This is a genomic window from Streptococcus sp. HMSC034B03 (genome assembly GCF_001838575.1).
In the GTDB taxonomy this organism is placed as follows: domain Bacteria; phylum Bacillota; class Bacilli; order Lactobacillales; family Streptococcaceae; genus Streptococcus; species Streptococcus anginosus.
Window position 1 is genome coordinate 179,544 of the sequence record NZ_KV837632.1, and the last position, 20,444, is coordinate 199,987.

Annotated in this window: 20 protein-coding genes, 1 tRNA gene and 1 pseudogene; 18 read left to right on the forward strand and 4 right to left on the reverse strand. The window is 38.1% G+C overall.

The window, feature by feature from the left end; genetic code table 11:
• The first annotated feature begins 45 nt into the window (after window positions 1–45).
• The 4 genes from galT (at window position 46) to HMPREF2634_RS09930 (ending at window position 3,436) form a co-directional block, all read left to right on the forward strand.
• Window positions 46–1,527, forward strand: coding sequence for a UDP-glucose--hexose-1-phosphate uridylyltransferase (galT, locus tag HMPREF2634_RS05650; RefSeq protein WP_070836385.1), 1,482 nt, complete (start codon window positions 46–48; stop codon window positions 1,525–1,527).
• A gap of 230 nt (window positions 1,528–1,757) precedes the next feature.
• On the forward strand, window positions 1,758–1,892 hold the full coding sequence (locus tag HMPREF2634_RS05655; RefSeq protein ID WP_003024272.1) for a DUF4044 domain-containing protein: 135 nt from the start codon (window positions 1,758–1,760) through the stop codon (window positions 1,890–1,892).
• Between the two features lie 57 nt (window positions 1,893–1,949).
• On the forward strand, window positions 1,950–3,260 hold the full coding sequence (gene obgE, locus HMPREF2634_RS05660) for a GTPase ObgE (protein ID WP_021001757.1): 1,311 nt from the start codon (window positions 1,950–1,952) through the stop codon (window positions 3,258–3,260).
• Between the two features lie 14 nt (window positions 3,261–3,274).
• Window positions 3,275–3,436 carry a hypothetical protein gene (locus HMPREF2634_RS09930; protein WP_003033070.1) on the forward strand — a complete coding sequence of 54 codons (162 nt, stop codon included), beginning with the start codon at window positions 3,275–3,277 and terminating at the stop codon, window positions 3,434–3,436.
• 32 nt (window positions 3,437–3,468) lie between these two features.
• Here the strand turns inward: HMPREF2634_RS09930 and HMPREF2634_RS05665 are convergent, their stop codons facing one another.
• Entirely contained in the window at window positions 3,469–4,419 is a 951-nt protein-coding gene (locus HMPREF2634_RS05665) for a polysaccharide deacetylase family protein (protein ID WP_070836387.1), read from the reverse strand.
• 179 nt (window positions 4,420–4,598) lie between these two features.
• Here HMPREF2634_RS05665 and HMPREF2634_RS05670 point away from each other — a divergent pair, with 179 nt between their 5' ends.
• From HMPREF2634_RS05670 to HMPREF2634_RS05695, 6 genes and pseudogenes are all read left to right on the forward strand, one after another.
• On the forward strand, window positions 4,599–5,885 hold the full coding sequence (locus HMPREF2634_RS05670; protein WP_070836389.1) for a homoserine dehydrogenase: 1,287 nt from the start codon (window positions 4,599–4,601) through the stop codon (window positions 5,883–5,885).
• 1 nt (window position 5,886) lies between these two features.
• A complete protein-coding gene (gene thrB, locus HMPREF2634_RS05675; RefSeq protein WP_021001754.1) occupies window positions 5,887–6,753 on the forward strand; it encodes a homoserine kinase in 867 nt (288 codons plus the stop codon).
• Window positions 6,754–7,114: 361 nt separating this feature from the next.
• The gene (locus HMPREF2634_RS05680) at window positions 7,115–8,044 is read left to right on the forward strand and encodes a hypothetical protein (RefSeq protein WP_021001753.1); all 930 of its coding nucleotides are present in this window, start codon (window positions 7,115–7,117) and stop codon (window positions 8,042–8,044) included.
• 156 nt (window positions 8,045–8,200) lie between these two features.
• Window positions 8,201–9,519: pseudogene (locus tag HMPREF2634_RS05685) on the forward strand (PTS sugar transporter subunit IIC).
• Window positions 9,512–10,354 carry an alpha/beta hydrolase gene (locus HMPREF2634_RS05690; protein WP_021001751.1) on the forward strand — a complete coding sequence of 281 codons (843 nt, stop codon included), beginning with the start codon at window positions 9,512–9,514 and terminating at the stop codon, window positions 10,352–10,354. The pseudogene HMPREF2634_RS05685 and the gene HMPREF2634_RS05690 overlap by 8 nt, the downstream one beginning before the upstream one ends.
• A gap of 198 nt (window positions 10,355–10,552) precedes the next feature.
• Window positions 10,553–11,401, forward strand: a complete 849-nt coding sequence (locus HMPREF2634_RS05695; protein ID WP_021001750.1) for an aldo/keto reductase — start codon at window positions 10,553–10,555, stop codon at window positions 11,399–11,401.
• A 508-nt stretch (window positions 11,402–11,909) separates the two neighbouring features.
• On the opposite strand, the gene HMPREF2634_RS10010 is transcribed toward HMPREF2634_RS05695, so the two are convergent.
• Both HMPREF2634_RS10010 and HMPREF2634_RS10220 read right to left on the reverse strand, forming a co-directional pair.
• Entirely contained in the window at window positions 11,910–12,479 is a 570-nt protein-coding gene (locus tag HMPREF2634_RS10010; protein ID WP_235499506.1) for a LysR family transcriptional regulator substrate-binding protein, read from the reverse strand.
• 10 nt (window positions 12,480–12,489) lie between these two features.
• On the reverse strand, window positions 12,490–12,654 hold the full coding sequence (locus HMPREF2634_RS10220; protein WP_235044308.1) for a helix-turn-helix domain-containing protein: 165 nt from the start codon (window positions 12,652–12,654) through the stop codon (window positions 12,490–12,492).
• A gap of 219 nt (window positions 12,655–12,873) precedes the next feature.
• On the opposite strand from HMPREF2634_RS10220, the gene HMPREF2634_RS05715 reads away from it, so the two are divergent.
• The 8 genes from HMPREF2634_RS05715 (at window position 12,874) to HMPREF2634_RS10225 (ending at window position 18,657) form a co-directional block, all read left to right on the forward strand.
• Window positions 12,874–13,833 carry an ROK family glucokinase gene (locus HMPREF2634_RS05715; RefSeq protein WP_021001748.1) on the forward strand — a complete coding sequence of 320 codons (960 nt, stop codon included), beginning with the start codon at window positions 12,874–12,876 and terminating at the stop codon, window positions 13,831–13,833.
• Window positions 13,834–13,984: 151 nt separating this feature from the next.
• Window positions 13,985–14,332 (forward strand): 50S ribosomal protein L19, encoded by a 348-nt coding sequence (gene rplS / locus HMPREF2634_RS05720; protein ID WP_003024326.1) that lies wholly within the window; start codon window positions 13,985–13,987, stop codon window positions 14,330–14,332.
• A gap of 39 nt (window positions 14,333–14,371) precedes the next feature.
• Window positions 14,372–14,443: transfer RNA gene (locus HMPREF2634_RS05725), tRNA-Arg, on the forward strand.
• Between the two features lie 130 nt (window positions 14,444–14,573).
• Window positions 14,574–15,317 (forward strand): alpha/beta fold hydrolase, encoded by a 744-nt coding sequence (locus HMPREF2634_RS05730; RefSeq protein WP_003024349.1) that lies wholly within the window; start codon window positions 14,574–14,576, stop codon window positions 15,315–15,317.
• 324 nt (window positions 15,318–15,641) lie between these two features.
• On the forward strand, window positions 15,642–16,094 hold the full coding sequence (locus tag HMPREF2634_RS05735) for a hypothetical protein (RefSeq protein ID WP_021001738.1): 453 nt from the start codon (window positions 15,642–15,644) through the stop codon (window positions 16,092–16,094).
• Between the two features lie 272 nt (window positions 16,095–16,366).
• Window positions 16,367–17,041 carry a response regulator transcription factor gene (locus HMPREF2634_RS05740; RefSeq protein ID WP_003024352.1) on the forward strand — a complete coding sequence of 225 codons (675 nt, stop codon included), beginning with the start codon at window positions 16,367–16,369 and terminating at the stop codon, window positions 17,039–17,041.
• Window positions 17,031–18,377 (forward strand): sensor histidine kinase, encoded by a 1,347-nt coding sequence (locus HMPREF2634_RS05745; RefSeq protein ID WP_021001737.1) that lies wholly within the window; start codon window positions 17,031–17,033, stop codon window positions 18,375–18,377. Before HMPREF2634_RS05740 ends, HMPREF2634_RS05745 begins: the two co-directional genes overlap by 11 nt.
• A gap of 145 nt (window positions 18,378–18,522) precedes the next feature.
• Window positions 18,523–18,657: a hypothetical protein gene (locus HMPREF2634_RS10225; protein WP_256381214.1), complete on the forward strand. Its 135-nt coding sequence runs from the start codon at window positions 18,523–18,525 to the stop codon at window positions 18,655–18,657.
• A gap of 196 nt (window positions 18,658–18,853) precedes the next feature.
• On the opposite strand, the gene HMPREF2634_RS05750 is transcribed toward HMPREF2634_RS10225, so the two are convergent.
• Window positions 18,854–20,302, reverse strand: a complete 1,449-nt coding sequence (locus HMPREF2634_RS05750) for an alpha-amylase (protein ID WP_021001736.1) — start codon at window positions 20,300–20,302, stop codon at window positions 18,854–18,856.
• Between the last annotated feature and the right edge of the window lie 142 nt (window positions 20,303–20,444).

Genomic DNA, 20,444 nt, shown 5'->3' on the forward strand with positions numbered 1-20,444 from the left:
GGCTGACGAGGATTTCAGCCCTTTCTATAAAAGAAAGGAAAATCAATGGCACGAAATTTACTGAATGCCTTTGTAACGGAGGTCATAGCAAATAGCTCTTTTACAGAAATCGACCGAATTTATTTGACAAATCGCGTCATGAGTCTGGTTGGAGAAGAAGCTGCAAAGCAAGAGACAGCAGCAACCAGCTTAATTGATCTCAAAGATGATTTACTAGAAGTTGCTTTAGCAGTTGGAAAAATTGGCTCAACTCTTGCAGAACAGGATATTCTTGGGGCAAAGTTGATGAATTTAGTCACGCCAGCACCTAGTCAGCTCAATCAGCAATTTTGGCAGACTTATGAACAAGATCCTGAACGAGCTATTGCTGATTTTTATGAGCTTAGTAAGCGCAATGATTATATCAAGGTTAAAGCTATTACTAAGAATATTGCCTATCAAACACCGACTGAATATGGTGATTTGGAGATTACGATCAACCTTTCTAAACCAGAAAAAGATCCCAAGGAAATTGCAGCAGCTAAGAAAGCCAAGACGAGCTACTATCCAGCTTGTCAGCTTTGTTTTGAAAATGAAGGGTATCAAGGGCGACTAGATCATCCAGCGCGAGCGAATCATCGAATTATCCGCTTTGATTTAGCCGGACGAGAATGGGGCTTTCAGTATTCTCCCTATGCTTATTTTAATGAGCATTGTATCTTTTTAGATAGCAAACATACTCCTATGGCTATCAGCCGTGGTACTTTTGCGCGTCTTTTGGATATTGTAGAGACTTTTCCGAGCTATTTTGCAGGTTCTAATGCTGATCTTCCTATCGTGGGAGGCTCCATTCTCACTCACGACCATTATCAAGGTGGACGACATACTTTTCCTATGGAAAAGGCAGAGCTGGACAAAACTTTCATCTTTGCAGGTTTTGAAAATGTAGAAGCCGGTATTGTTAACTGGCCCATGTCTGTTTTGCGGTTACAATCAACTGATAAATCTGCATTGATAGATTTGGCTGATAAGATTTTAAAAAGTTGGCGTGGCTATTCAGATCCAAGCGTTCAGATTGTAGCTGAGTCAAATGGTGAACTACATCATACGGTTACTCCAATAGCACGTCAAAAAAATGGTAAGTTTGAATTAGATTTGGTTCTTCGGGACAATCAAACGTCAAAAGAATATCCAGATGGTATTTATCATCCGCATAAAGATGTTCAACACATTAAGAAAGAAAATATCGGCTTGATTGAGGTCATGGGCTTGGCAATTCTTCCACCTCGTTTGAAAAATGAGCTAAAAGAAGTTGAAGAATTTCTTTTGGGACAAAGAAAAGAAGTGGCTCCTTATCATCAAGCGTGGGCTGAGCAGTTAAAAACTAGCCATTCAGATATAACAGCAGAATCAGTCCAGACAATCGTGCGTGCTTCGGTTGGTCAGATTTTCAAACGTGTCTTGGAAGATGCAGGTGTTTACAAGCGAACAAAAGAAGGTCAAATCGCCTTCATGCGTTTTATTGAATCGATTGGTCTAGTGAAATAACCTATTAAAAAATTGCTATTTTCGGAGATGATTATCGAGACAGCTTGGAAATGGCATTCGACACATCCAAACGGTTACGCTGATTGACATTGAAATCCAGCAGGAAGCCTGTTGGATTTTTACTTTGTGGGGATTTTCAGTTGTAATCTTTTTATTTCAGCTATCATTTGAAAAACTATCTTCTTCATGTTACAATTAGAAGAGTAAATTAAATACATAGAGGTAATATCGTGGCTTTTGGTGATAATGGACAACGGAAAAAAACAGGATTTGAAAAATTGACTTTGATTGTAGTTGTTATCATGTTATTGGTAACGGTTGGAGCAATCTTTGCAAGTGCACTTGGTGCTTTGAGCAATTTCTAATCCTCAAACGCTTGAAAGAGCGTTTTTTTAGAGTGAAAAACGAGAGAAGAGAAAAATATGAGTATGTTTTTGGATACAGCTAAGATAAAAGTCAAGGCTGGCAATGGCGGTGATGGCATGGTAGCTTTCCGCCGTGAAAAGTATGTCCCAAATGGTGGACCTTGGGGCGGTGACGGTGGTCGTGGCGGCAATGTTGTTTTTGTCGTAGATGAAGGGCTTCGCACTTTGATGGATTTTCGTTACAATCGTCATTTTAAGGCTCAGTCTGGTGAAAAGGGAATGACCAAGGGAATGCACGGTCGTGGAGCAGAAGATTTGATTGTTCACGTACCGCAAGGGACAACGGTTCGTGATGCTGAAACTGGAAAAGTCCTAACAGATTTGATTGAAAATGGGCAAAAGTTCGTCGTAGCTCACGGCGGTCGTGGCGGTCGTGGCAATATTCGCTTTGCGACGCCTAAAAATCCAGCACCAGAAATTTCTGAAAATGGTGAACCAGGTCAAGAACGTGAACTCCAGTTGGAATTGAAAATTTTAGCAGATGTCGGTTTAGTCGGATTTCCGTCTGTTGGGAAATCAACTCTTTTGAGTGTGATTACTTCTGCTAAGCCGAAAATTGGCGCTTATCATTTCACAACTATTGTACCTAATCTTGGAATGGTTCGGACGCAGTCCGGTGAATCCTTTGCTGTGGCAGACCTGCCTGGCTTGATTGAAGGAGCCAGCCAAGGTGTAGGACTTGGAACACAATTCCTTCGCCATATTGAGCGAACTCGTGTCATCTTGCATGTCATTGATATGTCAGCTAGTGAAGGACGTGATCCTTACGAAGATTATCTTGCTATCAATAAGGAATTGGAATCCTACAATCTTCGCTTAATGGAGCGTCCACAGATTATTGTCGCTAATAAAATGGACATGCCTGAAAGTGCAGAGAATCTAAAAGTCTTTAAAGAAAAATTAGTAGCAAATTATGATGAATTTGATGAACTGCCACAGATTTTTCCAATTTCAAGTTTGACGAAACAAGGCTTGTCAACGCTTTTGGATGCAACTGCAGAATTGCTTGATAAAACACCTGAATTTCTGCTTTATGATGAGTCCGAAATGGAAGAAGAAGCCTACTATGGCTTTGATGAAGATACTCCAGCATTTGAAATCTCACGCGATGATGACGCTGTCTGGGTTTTATCTGGTGATAAGTTGGAAAAACTCTTTACCATGACAAACTTTGACCGTGAGGAGGCTGTCATGAAATTTGCACGGCAACTACGTGGTATGGGGGTAGACGAAGCATTACGGTCGCGTGGTGCTAAAGATGGTGACTTGGTTCGTATCGGCAAATTTGAATTTGAATTTGTAGACTAAAAAGGAGCGATTTTATGGGTGATAAACCAATATCCTTTCGTGATAAAAATGGCAATTTCGTTTCTGCAGCTGACGTTTGGAATGAAGAAAAACTCGAAAAACTTTTTAACAAACTCAATCCGAACCGAAAATTTCGCTTGGAACGTGAGAAATTAGCACAAAAGAAAAAAGAATAGGACTTGCTCATTTTTGAGCCAAGTCCTATTCTTTAATTTGTAGCAATTTCATTTAATAAGTCTTGTGCAGTCGTTGTTGGATTGACACGAACACGGTTGAGGGTTAAAAGTCCGTCATTAAGAGAAGCTAGTCCGTTGTTGGTTGTCAATCCCATTTTATAGCCGAGGCTTTCAGCAATTTGTGTCGTTGTTTCACTATAACGTCCTGAAGGATAAGCAACCGTCGTTGTATTTTGTGATAGGTTGCTGTCTAGATACTGCTTAGAGGCTTGCAATTCTGTCGTTTGTGTTTCTGCACTTGAAAGGGATAAATCCGGATGGTTAACGGTATGATCTTCAAAAGACATTCCCTTTTGCTTCATTTCCTTGATTTGCTCAAGCGTCAGCATATCCTCGCGCCCATTTTCGACAAAGCCAGTAATGACATTATTAGTTGCCCGCATTTGGTATTTTTGAAGAAGCGGGAAAGCATTGGTGTAGAAATCTCTCAAACTATCATCAAAGGTCAACCATACTACTTTTTTATTTTCTGGAAGAACATTTTCGGTTAAGACTTTATAGGCTTCTTCTGGTGTGAGAGTATAATATCCAGCGTCTTTCAGAGCTTTCAAATGACTTTCAAACGTTTCTGGCGAAACAATCAAACCAGCATTTGCTGCTTCAGAAGGATCCATATTATGAATCGCATGGTACATCAAAATAGGGAATTTAACTGGTTGATTTTGCTTTATCCATTTCACTTTGCTTACTTTTTCACTAGATCCAGATGTTTCTTTAGAAGTTGCTTGAGAAGTAGAAGATTTCTTTACTGTTGAAATGGCAGTTCTTGTATGGTTATTAGCCAGATTTATTCCAGAACGTCTCCACATGAATGTCCCTGCAATCACCAGAACAACCAATAAGATGAAGCTTATAATAGCACGCCGTTGTCTCCTCTTACGAATACGATTTCGTACAGAACGATTACCAGAATGTTTTCCCATTATGTGGAACTCCTTTTACTTTTAAATCACTATGTTTATTTTACCATATTTCTGACTAACCGTTCACAATTTTTTAAAATAGATTTCTATTATTTTTATAAAAATCCTGAAGTCTGCTTACTAGAAAAAAACAAGTTTATTTGCTATAATAAAAAGCATAAAAATCTCAAGGAGTGGTCATGTCTATTAAAATTGCTTTACTTGGTTTTGGGACAGTTGCTAGTGGTGTTCCATTTTTATTGAAAGAAAATAGTGAGAAGATTGTGCAAGCAGCTCATTCAGAAATTGAAATTGCGAAAGTATTGGTAAAAGATGATGCTGAAAAAGAGCGTTTGTTAGCAGCGGGAAATCATTTTAATTTTGTCACGACGATTGATGAAATTGTAAATGATAATGAAGTAACGATTGTTGTTGAATTGATGGGGCGTATTGAACCTGCAAAAACTTTCATCACTCAAGCGCTAGAGGCAGGTAAGCATGTTGTCACTGCAAATAAAGACTTGCTGGCAGTTCATGGCGCTGAGTTGCTCGAGATTGCTGCAAAACACAAGATGGCTCTTTACTATGAAGCGGCAGTAGCGGGAGGAATTCCGATTTTACGTACGCTTGTTAATTCCCTAGCTTCTGATAAAATTACGCGTATTCTCGGTGTGGTCAATGGAACGTCCAACTTCATGATGACCAAAATGGTAGAAGAAGGTTGGTCTTATGAGGCGGCACTTGCTGAAGCACAGCGACTTGGATTTGCAGAAAGTGACCCAACCAATGATGTGGACGGAATTGATGCTGCATATAAAATGGTTATTTTAAGTCAATTTGCCTTTGGAATGACGGTTAAATTTGAAGATGTCGCCCACCAAGGCATTCGCAATATTACACCAGAAGATGTAGCGGTTGCGCAGCAATTAGGTTATGTTGTCAAATTAGTTGGTTCTATTGAAGAAACAAAATCAGGTCTCGCTGCAGAAGTCACACCGACCTTTTTACCAAAATCTCATCCTCTTGCTAGTGTAAATGGCGTGATGAATGCAATCTTTGTAGACTCTATCGGTATTGGTGAGTCGATGTATTACGGTCCAGGTGCGGGACAAAAACCCACTGCAACAAGTGTTGTTGCAGATATTATTCGGATTGTTCGACGGATTAACGAAGGAACTGTTGGAAAAGCCTTTAATGAGTTTCAGCGTGAATTAGTTCTGGCTAAACCAGAAGATCGTAAGAGCCCGTATTACTTTTCGATATTAGCACCTGATGCGAAAGGACAAGTTTTACGCTTAGCAAAAATTTTTAATGCTGAAAATGTCTCCTTTAAGCAAATTCTGCAACAAGGAACAGACGGAAATACTGCACGTGTTGTGATTATTACCCATGCTGTCAACAAAACGCAGCTAGAAAATGTCACTCGAAAATTGCAGGCAACTTCTGATTTTAAATTATTGAACACCTTCAAAGTATTAGGAGAATAAAATGAAAATTATTGTACCTGCAACGAGCGCAAATATTGGTCCGGGATTTGACTCGGTTGGTGTAGCGGTCAGTAAATATCTAACCATTGAAGTTTTGGGAGAAAGCGACCGTTGGCTAATTGAGCATGATTTGGAGCGGCGTATTCCTTCAAATGAACGGAATTTATTGATTAAAGTGGCGCGCAGAATTGCTCCAGCTATTCAACCTCATCATTTAAAAATGACAAGTGATATTCCTTTAGCGCGTGGTTTGGGTTCTTCTAGTTCCGTTATTGTTGCAGGGATTGAACTTGCAAATCAATTGGCAAATTTGCAGTTGTCAAATGCTGAAAAATTGAATTTTGCGACGAAAATTGAGGGACATCCAGATAATGTAGCACCTGCTATTTATGGTAATTTGACGATTTCTAGTTATTTAAACGAGAAAGTTTCAACTGTAGTGACGGAATTTCCAGAAGTAAGCTTTATTGCCTATGTTCCAAATTATGAATTGCGTACTAAAGACAGCCGTGGCGTTCTTCCAAAAGGTTTATCTTATCGTGAAGCTGTCACTGCAAGCTCTGTAGCGAATGTGGCTATTGCCGCTTTAATGAAGGGCGATATGGCAACAGCGGGACGTGCTATTGAGTCCGACCGTTTTCATGAGCATTTTCGCCAAGGTTTGATTAAGGAATTTCCAAAAATCAAGATGCTAGCAAAGAAAAACGGTGCGTATGCGACTTATCTATCAGGAGCAGGACCTACTGTGATGGTTCTAGCACCAAAAGACCAGTCGAATATGATAAAAGAGAAAATAGAAGATCAACAATTTAAAGGACAAGTTTTTGAGCTTCAGGTTGATTGCCGAGGCGTTCGAGTAGAAAAATGAGAAGAGAGTGAAGAGGGTGGAACAGAACTAATGAAACGAAAATTTAGTTCGTAATCCTACCTTCGTAAGGTTGCTCAATAGTCTGAGCAACTATTGAGATGGCAGATAAGGAAAACGAAGTTTTCGCCAAAAGTGGCTCTTCCGAGCTTGAAAAGTGAACCCGCTTGGAAAGCTCTATCTGCCACCTCAAGGCAGTACTTTGAGCAATCAGTCGCTGCGTCGTTGATTTATTACATAGTGTACTTTTTAGGTTGGGAATTTTTGTCCTAACCTCTTTTAATATTTTTACAAAAAATCTCCTCTTGTCTATTTATTCAAATGTATGCTATAATAAATAAAGAATATATAAAGGAGCACGGTTATGAATAAACTTGATTTGCAGGCGCTTGCGGATGAGTTAGGGTTGCAATTTGATGAGACTTCATCTGTTATTTTTGGTCAAAAAGATGGTTATACTTTCTATATTGAACAAACGAATCAAAAAAATCAATACTGTATTTGTTGTTCGGTAAAAAATGGTGAAGCATTACCATCTTTGGAAGAATTCAAAGAATTGACGAAATCTTCTAAGGCTTTGAAAACTTATCAGGTTAATTTATATAAAGCAACTTTTTATATTAAAACTGGTATGACTAAAGGAAAAACACGTGAACATATTCGTCAGGGATTACAAGACATTATCGCGTTCTTGAAAGAAAGAAATCTGACGAATGTTTGCGAGCAGACCGGAAAAGCAGGGCAAGTGGATGTTTATCAGGTAGGAGGAAATTTGTTGCTTCTTTCACCAGAAGCCTTTCAGGAATTAAGTTCGGATTTGTCTATCGCCAATCAAGCTTATGATCATCAAAAAGAAAGTATCTTAGCAGGTACAGTAGGGGCATTTCTGGGAAGCTTGATAGGGGGAATTGTTACCTTAGTGATTGCTCAACTTGGTTATGTAGCTGTTGTCTCAGGAATTGTCATGGGAGTTTGTACAGTAAAAGGGTACGAATTGTTAGGTAAAAAGTTGTCTAAAGTTGGTATCGCGATTAGTGTTGTTTTTATGCTTATCATGATGTTGGTTGCGCACCAATTTGACTATGCAATTCAGCTTGCAAAAGCAGAAAGAGCAGATGTTTTTACCGCTTTTACTTATCTGACAAATTATATCTTAAATGGCAATGAAGTACATATTTCTTATTGGACAAATCTTGGTTTGCTATTATTGTTCACAGGTGCTGGGGCTGTGGGAACGATTATCAGTGCTCTTTCCGCACAATCACAGAAATATCTTACAAGAAAATTAGGGTAAGTTTAAATATTTTAAGGCTTGGATTTTCATCTGAGCTTTTTTAGATTTAACTTACAAACTATTGAATATTTGCTATGGTTATTCATCAAAATATTTAGCATGTTATTTTTACTTAGTCTAATTGAATTGTCGTCTCAACTATGCTACAATCAAGCTATGATGTTCAATAAATTAACCAGAAAAAGTCGTATAGATCAATACTTAATAAAAAAAATGATTGCCTTTCGGCAAATGAGTTTCATTAAAATTACACAAGAAACATTGGTATCGCTCTTTCCTTTTTTCTTGCTAACAACGACAACAATGGTTTTGTCAGAGTCGGTTTTTTCAGTAAATGGTTATATTAACAACCTATTCAGCGTTCGCTCTTGGTTTCCGTATTTTTCGACAATTGGATTGGTTTTGACAAACTGTACTGCTTTGATAGGTGGGATGGCGGGCCCTTTAGCGACTTATTTTAGCGCAAAATACACAGCTGGTTATTATGGTCGTAGTACGGGGACAGCTGGGATTACAGCCTTTATTTTTAGCTTATTAGTTAATTCGCGCGAATTATTTTCGGTGGTTTTAAATGACGGCGCTTTGACGAAAATCAATCTTCCTGTCAATATCAATCTAATTGTTGCGATATTGATTGGTTATGTGGTGGGACAAATTTTTCGATTTTCAAGTCCGAATGATGATCACATTGTAGATGAGCATTTTATTTATTACCCTAAAACGTTGTGTCCTATCTTTTGCTCGTTTGCTCTGGCTGCCTTGGTTAGTTTTCTCATTAATCTAGGCAATCGATACAATGTTTTTTCAACAATTATAACTTTTTTGTCAGGCTTAATTGTCAATCGAAATAATATCTTTGTCATTGAAATGAATACCGCCTTACGGACTTTTAGCGCTTGGATTGGAAATAGTAATCCATTTAATGACCTGCCATTTATCAATGACTCCTTTGCCTTGGATAATCTTAATTATGCTTTGAAACATCATACTACAACAGGGGTACCTTATCTCTTTTCAACGACCAATCTGTATGATGCTTATGGAACATTTGCGGGACTGGGCGGAGTTTTAGCTCTTCTCGTAGCTATTCTCTGGAAATCTCGGAGTGACAAAGACCGAGATGTGAGTTTGAAAAGTATTTTTCCTTCACTTTTTAACCATGGTGTAGCCTTTATGGTTGGGATTCCTATATTTTTCAACTTTCTATTTTTAATCCCTTTTATCCTCGTACCAATGCTGAATGTCTTTGTAGCTAGTATTTTTCTATATTTTAGAATAATGCCTCCGGCTGTTTATCCAGTTCCTAGCGGAGCGCCAAGTGTTTTATTGGGACAGGCGGAAGTTTGCGAGCATTAGCAGTAGGAATTTTCATTTTTATTATCGATGTTCTTATTTATATCCCCTTTGTGAGATTTAATGACCGGATTCATGAGGAACTCAGACAAATGGATCAGAAAGGAGGCGAACATGACTAAAAAGATAAAAATAGTGCTGCTGACTGTTCTAATTTTTTTGATAGGACTAGCAGTTCCCTCTTATAGTTGGACGAGAAAAAACATTGATCAAATTGCTAAATTTTATAATGCTCGGATGTCGCCAATCATTATGATACCAGGTAGTTCTGCTACGGAGAACCGATTTGACGGCTTGGTTCAAAAGCTCAATCAAAGACGTCGTGGCGTGAAGCATAGCTTGCTCAAAGTTAAAGTCTGGAATGACGGACGAATTACATATAGCGGATCTATCGCAGCGAATGATAATGAGCCAATTATTGTGATTGGTTTTGAAAATAATAAAGATGGCTATAGTAACATCAAAAAACAAGCCAAAATGGTTGACGCTGCCTTTGAAAATCTCCAAGGAAAATACAATTTCAATAATTTTAAGGGTTTGGGTCACTCAAACGGTGGTTTAATTTACACAGCTTTTATTGAAAATTACCTCGGCAGCTATGATGTGGAATTGAAGAAATTGATGACAATCGGAACGCCTTATAACTTTACTGAAACCAATATCAACAACAAAACTGAGATGTTAGCTGATTTCATTAAAAATCGCGAAAATATTCCGACTACTTTAGCTATGTATTCTGTTGCAGGAACCATTACTTATGATTCAGACGAATTGGTACCAGATACGAGCGTGAGTGCAGGGAAATATATTTATCAAGGACAAGCGGCGCACTATACTGAAACCACAGTCACAGGTGCGGATGCCCAGCACTCGGACTTGCCAACCAATGATGAGGTTGTCTCCTTAGTTCAAGAGCGCCTTGTAGATAGACAAAACCAGCGAAATCAAAGAAATTGAGAAAGAGTAGGACAGACGCCTAGGGCTGCTGACACAATCATGGTCATCTATCCTATCTCCTCTTTTTGTTGTTATAAATTATGAATCGGACGATAATTTGCTATTCATTTTTTGCATACTGCTCTGCAATTTTGCTATTGTACTTTTTCTGAAAAGAGCGTTATACTTATAATAAAAATTGTGAAAAGAGGAAATTACATGCAAAATATAACCTTAAACAACGGTGTAGAAATTCCAATTTTAGGTTTTGGAGTGTACCAAATTGCTCCCAAAGATACCAAAAGAGCTGTACTAAATGCTATCAAGGCAGGTTATCGTCATTTTGATACTGCTCAAGCCTATGCCAATGAACAGGAAGTAGGTGAGGCGATTCGAGAGTCTGGGATTGACCGCAAAGAGTTTTTCATCACTAGTAAAGTCTGGCTATCCAACTATGGATACGACAAGGCTTATGCCTCGGTTTTAGAATCTCTTGACAGAATGGAGTTAGATTATCTGGATCTTATGTTGCTCCACCAACCTTTTGGTGACTATTATGGTGCCTACCGTGCTTTGGAAAAACTTTACAAAGAAGGAAAACTTCGAGCGATTGGTGTGTCTAATTTCTATCCAGATCGTCTCAGCGACATTGTAGCTTTCAATGAGATTACACCACAAGTCAATCAAGTGGAAACTCACCCACTGAATCAACAGATATTCGCACAAGAAAATATGATAAAAAATAAGGTGCAAATTGAATCTTGGGCTACTTTTGCAGAAGGTCGTGGTGACATTTTCAACAATCCAATTCTCAAAAGTATTGCTGATAAACATGGTAAATCCACTGCACAAGTCATGGTTCGCTGGCAAGTTCAACGGGGAATTGTTTGCTTGACTAAGTCTTCACGTTTTGAGCGAATGAAGGAAAATATTGATGTTTTTGACTTTGAACTCAGTGCAGAAGATATGGCAAAGATTGCAAGTATGGATACCCAAACCAGCCTTTTCTTTAATCATCAAGAAGCCAGCACAGTAGATCTCTTTTTAGGATTTCTGGGGAGAAAATGAAAACAGGATTTTCGTTTGATTTCAGAAAATAACTATGCTGGTTTTCATTCAGATAACATTTTAATAACAATTGGGTATAATTGCTTGATTTTCGCTTGAGGAAGATTATTATATATGTAAGTAATCTGATGTAAAGAATGCTTTATTATAATTTTTGAAAGGTTATCTAATGTTAACTCCAAAATTTAGTCTATTTGTTCTTGCTAGCTATTTTATCTTACCAATTATTGCATTGTTATTTCCAAACAAATATGTTAAATTAATCATATTTGATATTTCTATTAGAAAATATTTTGGTGATAGGTCTGTATATAAAGGGCAAGTATTTTAACTGATAGCCTTATCTTACAATACAATAGTAACAATAGTACCAAGAAAAAAGCCTAACTTTTTATTTTGATTGAGTTGGGCTTTTTCATCTTATTCAGTTTTAATATTAGAACGATATTGAGTTGATTAATAATCTTATTTTATAGTGAATATATCTTGTTTTTTTCATGAGCATGGACTATTTAGTTTTCACCAACTCCTGTAAAATAGCTTTATTCTTCTTCAAAACGGAAATGTAGAAAGTCGCAGAAGCATTTACCAACTCAACAAAGGCTGCCCAATCTTTTTGAACAATAAACTTTGTTTGCGTCAGTTGATTGACTAATGGCTGCCAAATACCTAGATCCGAGCGCAGCAGCATAGTCAAATTAGCCAATTCTGCAAGCTTTATCTCTTTTCGTGTGGCATACGGGTGAGTCAAGGGAACGGATAAGTAAAGTTGCTCCATGAAAAGACCCGTGGAAAGAATATGCTCTTTTTTGATAGGATAGTCTGTTACAATGAAGTGAACGTTTTCGTCATCCAGAGATTTTTCTAATTCCTCATTCGTCTTTTGTTCAATTTGAATGTGTTGCTCCAAGCCTTTTTCTTTCATACGACTTTCCGGTTCAAAGATGGCTCCCGGTGCATTAACACCACCAAAAATAGTACTTTCTTTTAATGCAAAATGTTGTACATCATCGAGAAATTTTTGTTTTTGTTTCAGAAATTTTTTGGCTAGTTTAACAGTTTGATGACCGGTTTCCATGAAACTTAATTTATTTTTTTCTTCGCTCAAAAAGAGTAACTCCCAATTCATCTTCCAGCATTTGCATATTTCGAGTTAAGGATGGCTGAGAGATGAGTAGGACTTCAGCTGCCTTAGACAAGGTTCCCTCCTGTGAGAAAACAATGAGTTGCTCCAAGTGTTGTAAATTCAGCATGATGTCTCCTTTTTGATCAATGAGTTGGACAGTTTTAACTATAGGTAAAATGAATACTAGTATCATCCATCGTTATTGTACAATTTTTTATTTGTCTTGTAAAATGAGAGCATAGAGCAGCACAAGTCGTTCAAACCTATTCAAGTTCTATGCAAACCTTTTCAATTCGTAAAAAATCTGATATAATAAGAATGAAAAAAATTATTAGAGGAGAGTAGCATGTCTAAAAAAATTATTGGAATTGATTTAGGTGGTACATCTGTGAAGTTTGCGATTCTGACCCAAGAGGGAGAAGTTCAAGAAAAATGGTCTATTAAGACAAACATTTTAGATGAAGGTAGTCATATTGTTGATGATATGATTGAATCTATCAATCATCGCTTGCGACTATTGGGACTTGGGGCAGAAGATTTCATCGGAATCGGCATGGGCTCACCTGGTGTTGTGGATCGTGAAAAAGGAACGGTTGTCGGAGCTTACAATCTCAACTGGAAAACTCTGCAACCTGTAAAGGAAAAAATTGAGAAAGCGACTGGCATTCCTTTCTTTATTGATAATGACGCAAATGTAGCTGCTCTTGGTGAACGTTGGAAAGGTGCTGGTGAAAACCAACCAGATGTTGTCTTTATGACACTTGGAACAGGTGTCGGTGGTGGTATTGTTGCGGAAGGAAAATTACTGCATGGGGTAGCTGGAGCAGCCGGAGAATTGGGGCATATCACAGTTGATTTTGATCAGCCGATTCTCTGTACTTGTGGTAAAAAAGGTTGCTTAGAAACCGTAGCTTCTGCAACAGGTATTGTTAATTTAACGCGTCGCTACGCTGATGAATATGCTGGTGATGCAGAGCTGAAAAAACTGATTGATAATGGCGAAGACGTTAATGCAAAAATTGTCTTTGATTTGGCTAAAGCTGGTGATGAATTAGCTCTCATTGTTTATCGCAATTTTGCACGTTATCTTGGTATTGCTTGTGCCAACATTGGATCTATCTTAAATCCGTCAACGATTGTCATCGGTGGTGGCGTCTCTGCTGCAGGAGAATTTTTACTAGACGGTGTTCGTAAGGTTTATGAAGAAAATTCTTTCCCACAAGTGCGTACTTCGACAAAACTGGCACTTGCAACGCTTGGAAATGATGCAGGAGTCATTGGAGCAGCTTCATTGGTTCTTCAATAATTCTACTAAAATGGAAAAAATAATCCAAATAAGGCATTTACAATTATTACAAAATTTGTTATGATATTAGTTAGTGCGCAATGGAAGCACTAGAAAACGACTAATCCGCTGTGGTCTTGAATCGTAAGATTAGTAAGATAGGAGAAGAAAAATGAATCCATTAATCCAAAGTTTGACTGAAGGTCAACTTCGTACTGATATTCCTGCATTCCGTCCTGGTGACACTGTTCGTGTTCACGCGAAAGTTGTAGAAGGAAATCGCGAACGTATCCAAATCTTCGAAGGTGTGGTTATCGCTCGTAAAGGTGCTGGTATTTCAGAAAACTATACTGTTCGTAAAATTTCTAACGGTGTAGGTGTTGAACGTATCTTCCCACTTCACACACCACGTGTTGAAAAGATTGAAGTTGTTCGTTACGGTAAAGTACGTCGTGCGAAATTGTATTACCTTCGTGCATTGCAAGGTAAAGCAGCGCGTATCAAAGAAATTCGCCGTTAATGTGGAATTAACTCTGTCACTTGGCAGAGTTTTTCTCTAGTCCCCTTAGTTCAATGGATATAACAACTCCCTCCTAAGGAGTAGTTGCTGGTTCGATTCCGGCAGGGGACATAATGTGCCCTCAAAAGTCCTTATTGTTGAAGGGCTTTTGTGTTTTTTGAGTTCAATATTTGCTTGTTATTCTCAATAAAATATAAAAGTAAAGTTTGTTTTGGAAACATCTGACTGAAAGGATAAGAATATGAAGGCTTATTTTATTGGAGGACTAGGCTGCAATTGCTATTATCCCCAGGACTTTTTTAATGCACTGTCTTTTCCAGTTACTTATCTAGATATTTATGATTCTAGGTTGGAAGAGCAACTGATTTCATTACAGGCGTTGAAAGATTGGTTTATGGCACAAGTTGATATGGATGACGATATTCTGTTAATAGCCCATTCTTTGGGAGCAGATTTAGCAGTTTATCTAACAAGTGTCTATGATAAAATTACGCATCTCGTCTTATTAGATGGTGGATACATTAATATGGATAAAATTTGCCCTTTGAATGTAGAAATTGAAGATTCTCTGAATTATCTTCAAACGAATGTTTATGAGAGCCTAAAGAAAGCTGCTATAACTGAAAAACAAAGCTCTGCTGTATGGTCAGAAAATTTGGAGAGGGCGGCAAAAGAAAGTTTTGTTTTTGATAAAGTTCAAAAACATTGGTATTTAAGCTTATCTGAAAAGTTAATGACTCATTTATTGACAATAAGACGGCAAGCTTTTAGAAATTTGTCCTTTTTGAAAAATAAAAATGTAATTTTGTTCATTCCAGAAATAAACAAGGAAACACCAATTTGGAAAAAGAGGGCTATACAGACCATCCCGAACTTTCTAAACCTCATAGAAATGACTAGCTGTAGTCATTCATTGTATATGGAAAAACCGAAAGAAATAGCAGCATTGCTTGAAGACAAAATGAAAATTAGGTCACTCTTTTGAGAAAAGAAACTTTTTCTAGGACAAATTTTATGAGATAATCTTCTAAACTAAATTGGAACAATCTGATTTAGTTTTTTTATATTTTGTGTGTCATTTTACTATTTTCTGTCTTTATTTTTAGTTTCTTTTAAGAAAAAATTCAGTCACTTTTAAGAAAATGTAGATATGATAGTTCCATTCAAAAGAAAGGACGTGATGAGATGAGAAAGTCAAAGTTAAATTTGTTTGTCTGATAAATCTTGGCATCAAGGGAGGTATTGTGGCAATACTCTTTGGAATGCAATCTCTGATCGCTTAAAAATAGAAAGAAGGAATTTGACAAAAATGAAACAAGAGAACACAAGTAAGAAAGAGAAGATGATCATGGTTGAAAAAAGTACGAAATGGTGGATGACTGTTGTAGCAAGCGGGTCACTTGCTGTTGGTCTTCTCGGTGGGCTAGGTATTGCTTCTTTGGCGACAAATGCACTCAATCAGCAAGCAAAAGTACAGACAAGTACGACAACTCAGGCACAGAATAACCAGCAACAGGGAAACCAAAATCAAGGTGGTCCGGGAATGCCTCCAGGTGGACAAAACGGAAATAACCAAGGTGGTCCAAATGGCATGCCACCCCAACAAAATGGCGACCAAAGTGACAATAATAATAGTCAAAATGGCTCAGGAAACAGTAATAACTCAAAGAAAAAAGCTCCATCAAATGCTGACGGTTCAACCAAATCAGATAAGAATAGTAGCACGACAGAAAATAATGATTCAAATACAACAAATTCTTAATATTTCAGAGGAAGTCATGATATAATAGAATCAGAATAATAGAAAGTCAGTAGATTGATTTTTGGCAAGACAATGCGAAAGCATTACTTAGTTCACGATGAAGGGAGCGGGCAGAACTGAACATTCAAAATATTTTTGAGTTCGTGGCCTTATCCCCTTAAGCCTCAAAGTACTGTTTTGAGCAATCAGCTACTGCATCGTTAGTTTAGTGCATAACGAATTTTGAAACTGGAGACTTTTGTCCCAAACTCGTATTTTAGAAGGAAAAGCATATGATTAAGATTCTATTAGTGGAAGACGACCTCGGTCTATCTAATTCGGTATTTGATTTTTTGGATGATTTTGCAGATGTCATGCAAGTTTTTGACGGTGAGGAAGGATTGTACGAGGCTGAGAGTGGCGTGTACGACCTTATCTTGCTTGATTTGATGTTGCCAGAAAAAGACGGTTTCCAAGTATTGAAAGAATTGCGTGAAAAAGGCGTTACCACACCTGTTTTGATTATGACAGCCAAAGAAAGTTTGAATGATAAAGGACATGGTTTTGAACTGGGAGCTGACGATTATTTGACCAAACCATTTTATCTGGAAGAATTAAAAATGCGGATTCAAGCTCTCTTGAAGCGTTCTGGCAAGTTCAATGAAAACACCCTTTCTTATGGCGATGTCACTGTTAATTTATCAACAAACACTACACTTGTAGACGGAAATGAAGTAGAATTGCTCGGAAAAGAATTTGACTTGCTGGTGTATTTCTTGCAAAATCAAAATGTTATTTTGCCTAAGACACAGATTTTCGATCGCTTGTGGGGATTTGATAGTGATACAACGATTTCAGTTGTAGAAGTTTATGTCTCAAAAATCCGGAAAAAATTGAAAGGGACGACCTTTGCGAACAATCTTCAAACGCTTCGTAGTGTCGGATATATTTTAAAAGATGCTGAATAAACTTAAAAAAACATGGTATGCGGATGATTTTTCTTATTTCATTCGCAATTTTGGTATTTTTACTCTCATTTTCTCAGCCATGACTTTGATTATCATTCAGGTGATGCGCTCAAGCCTTTATACAACGGTCGATAATAACTTGAAAAGTCTCAGTCAGGATTCCGCTTCTGTCATCAATTTGGCGCTCGCTCGGAGAGTGGGGATGGAACAGAAGTCAGACAACGGAGAGCCTAAAACCGACACGGGTGACAAAGAGCTTACTGATAAACCAAATGTCAGTGCCAATACGGAAGTTATTTTATTTGATAAGAATTATAAGCCAATCATTACAAGCAATAATTTTCTGGGACTTAATAAACTTTCCTTTAATAGCAAGCAATTGGATCGCATTCGGCAAGTCCAGGTTAAAAGCAATTATGGTCGACAAGAAACCTATCGGATGATTTTATTTGAAGTGAAAATCCCAAATTTGGAAACCAATGTCAAATATGCAGCGGTCTTTATCAATATCAGTCAGTTGGAACAAACTAGTCAAAATCATGAGCAGCTGATTGTAGTTGTGATGATTAGTTTCTGGGGAATTTCCTTGATTGCCAGTGTCTATCTGGCTCGAGTTAGTGTTAAACCTTTGTTGGAAAGCATTCAAAAGCAAAAGAGTTTTGTCGAAAATGCCAGTCATGAGTTGCGCACGCCTCTAGCTGTTTTACAAAATCGTTTGGAGACTTTGTTTAGAAAACCAGAAGCCACCATTATGGAATCAAGCGAAAGCATTGCTTCTAGTTTGGATGAAGTGCGGAACATGAAAATGTTGACGACAAATCTGCTTAATCTAGCACGGCGTGACGACGGGATTAAACCAGAAATTGGCGATGTCGAGCCAAATTTCTTTAATACGACCTTTACCAACTATGAAATGGTTGCCGCAGAAAATGGGAAAACTTTCCGATTTGACAATAGGATTCACCGCATGATTAAAACAGACAAGACCTTGCTGAAGCAATTAATGACGATTCTGTTTGACAATGCTCTGAAATATACAGATGAAGACGGTGTGATTGAATTGACAATTTCTGCAAATGATCGAAATTTGTTTTTGAAGGTTTCGGATAATGGTCCGGGGATTAGTACGGCAGATAAGAAAAAGATTTTTGATCGTTTTTATCGTGTTGATAAAGCACGGACTCGGCAGACAGGTGGTTTTGGTTTAGGGTTGTCGCTTGCAAAGCAAATCACAGAAGCTCTTAAAGGAACCATTGCAGTGAAAGACAATAAGCCTAAAGGAACTATTTTTGAGGTGAAGATTGCCATTAGAACGGACAATAGAAAGAAAAAATAAGTCAGGAATAACCTGTATTCATAGGGAAGGTTGTTTCGGAAGATGAGAAAAAACACGAACAAAGTCAGGATTAGTTGTTGGATATCTTGATCTGTTCGTGTTTTTATCTTGTTTAAAAGCAGCGTTGAATGGTTGAGGCTGGGGAATGTCAACATCATTTTTTCTTACTTCCGTCCGCCGGGCGGATGAGTTGTCTGACTTTTGGTTTATGCTGTCAGCTGGGCGGACGAGTCGCCTGAGTTTTAATTTATTCTGTCAGCTGGGCGGACGAGCTGACTAAGTTTCAGTTTATTCCGTCAGCTGGGCGGACGAGTTGTCTAAGTTTCGGTTTATTTTGTCGACTGGGCGGACGAGCCGCCTAAGTTTTAGTTTATGCTGTCAGCCGGGCGGACAGGGGTCTCAACTTTCGGTTTGCTTCGTCGCCCCGATCGACAGAGAGAGAGAATTTGGGTTTAGCTCTCTCTGTGTTCCTTATTTTATTGCGCAGACCAGACGCTAACTGATTTTTCTGCAACTGGGAAATCTGCCCAGCCGTCTTCCTCGATTATCACGGCTGAAGAGTTGTTTCCTAAGTAATCTTTAAACTCCTTACCAGCCCAATTTTCACCAACATACATGCGTTTTGAATTAGCTTGATCGTTTGTCAAAATAACAGCAATTGGTTGTCCGTTGTCTTTTCCTGAACGAGTCCAAGCGATACAATGCTCGTCATCAAAATAATCAGTCTGCTCACCATAAGCTAAGTTGAGCCGAATGTCTAATAATTTATCAAGAACTGTTTGGAAGCTGTCTTGAGCGAATTCGCCTTTGATACCATAGTAATCTCCGTAGAACACACAAGGAAGCCCAGCTTCACGAAGCAAGATAAGCGCATAAGCAGCAGGTTTAAACCATTCTTCAACAGTTGATTCTAGTGCTTGTCCACGTTGTGTGTCGTGATTATCGACAAAAGTAACAGCTGATTTAGGGTGATTTTTGACAAGCGTTTGTTCAAAAATATTTCGCAAATCATAGTCCGCCCCAGCACGACTAGCATCAAATAAGTTGTGGTGCAGTTTGACATCTACGAGATCAAAACGATAGTCAATACTTCCTAAATAATCGTTATTTGCAGTTTCATCACCATTCCAAAACTCTCCAAAGACATAGAAATCTTCTCCATACTTCGCCATAATATCACGGATAAAATTTCTCATAAAGAAAGAGTCGATATGCTTAATAGCGTCTAACCTAAAGCCATGAATGCCAGTCGTTTCGATAAACCAATCTGCCCAATCATAAAGGTTTTGAATGACTTCTGGGTGCTTAAAATCAAGGTCAGCATACATGAGATAATCAAAATTGCCATTTTCGTTATCAACTAAGTCATCATCTGCCCACCCTTTGTTGTCTCCTTGAATGAGGTAAATCCCTGATTTATTTTGCTTAGCATCATAATCCGTCCCTGTAAAGTGGTACCAATGCCATTCAAAATCATTGTATTTTTTATGGCGACCGGGGAATGTGAACTTGGTCCAGCCTTTTATTTCAAAAGGCTCAGAGAGGGCGACTGTACGATCATTTGGGTCAACTTCAATAACAGTAAATCTCTCTTTGTAATCCGCTGCCGCCTTGTGATTTAAAACGATATCTGCAATGGGTTCAATTCCATTTTCTTTGAGTGCCTTGATTGCGTTCAAATAGTCTTCCTTAAAGCCATACTTTGTCCGAACCGTTCCTTTTTGGTCAAACTCGCCTAAGTCAAATAAATCATAAATGCCGTAGCCGACATCGTTGGAACTAGTGGCTTTAAAAGCAGGTGGCATCCAAACCTTGCGAATGCCTTTAGAAGCTAGATGTGGAGCGTCTGTTGCCAAACGATTCCAATGTTGTCCGTCATTTGGTAGATACCATTCAAAATATTGCATTAATGTTTGATTTTCCATACGAGATACCTCTTTCTGGTCTTGTTGGCTACTATTTTAGCAAAATAATCTTTACAGCGCAAACGTTTGCGTAAATTTTATAGAATCAGAGGATGAAAAATAGATTGAAACGATGATTGTTGAGGTATATAATAAGGCTAGC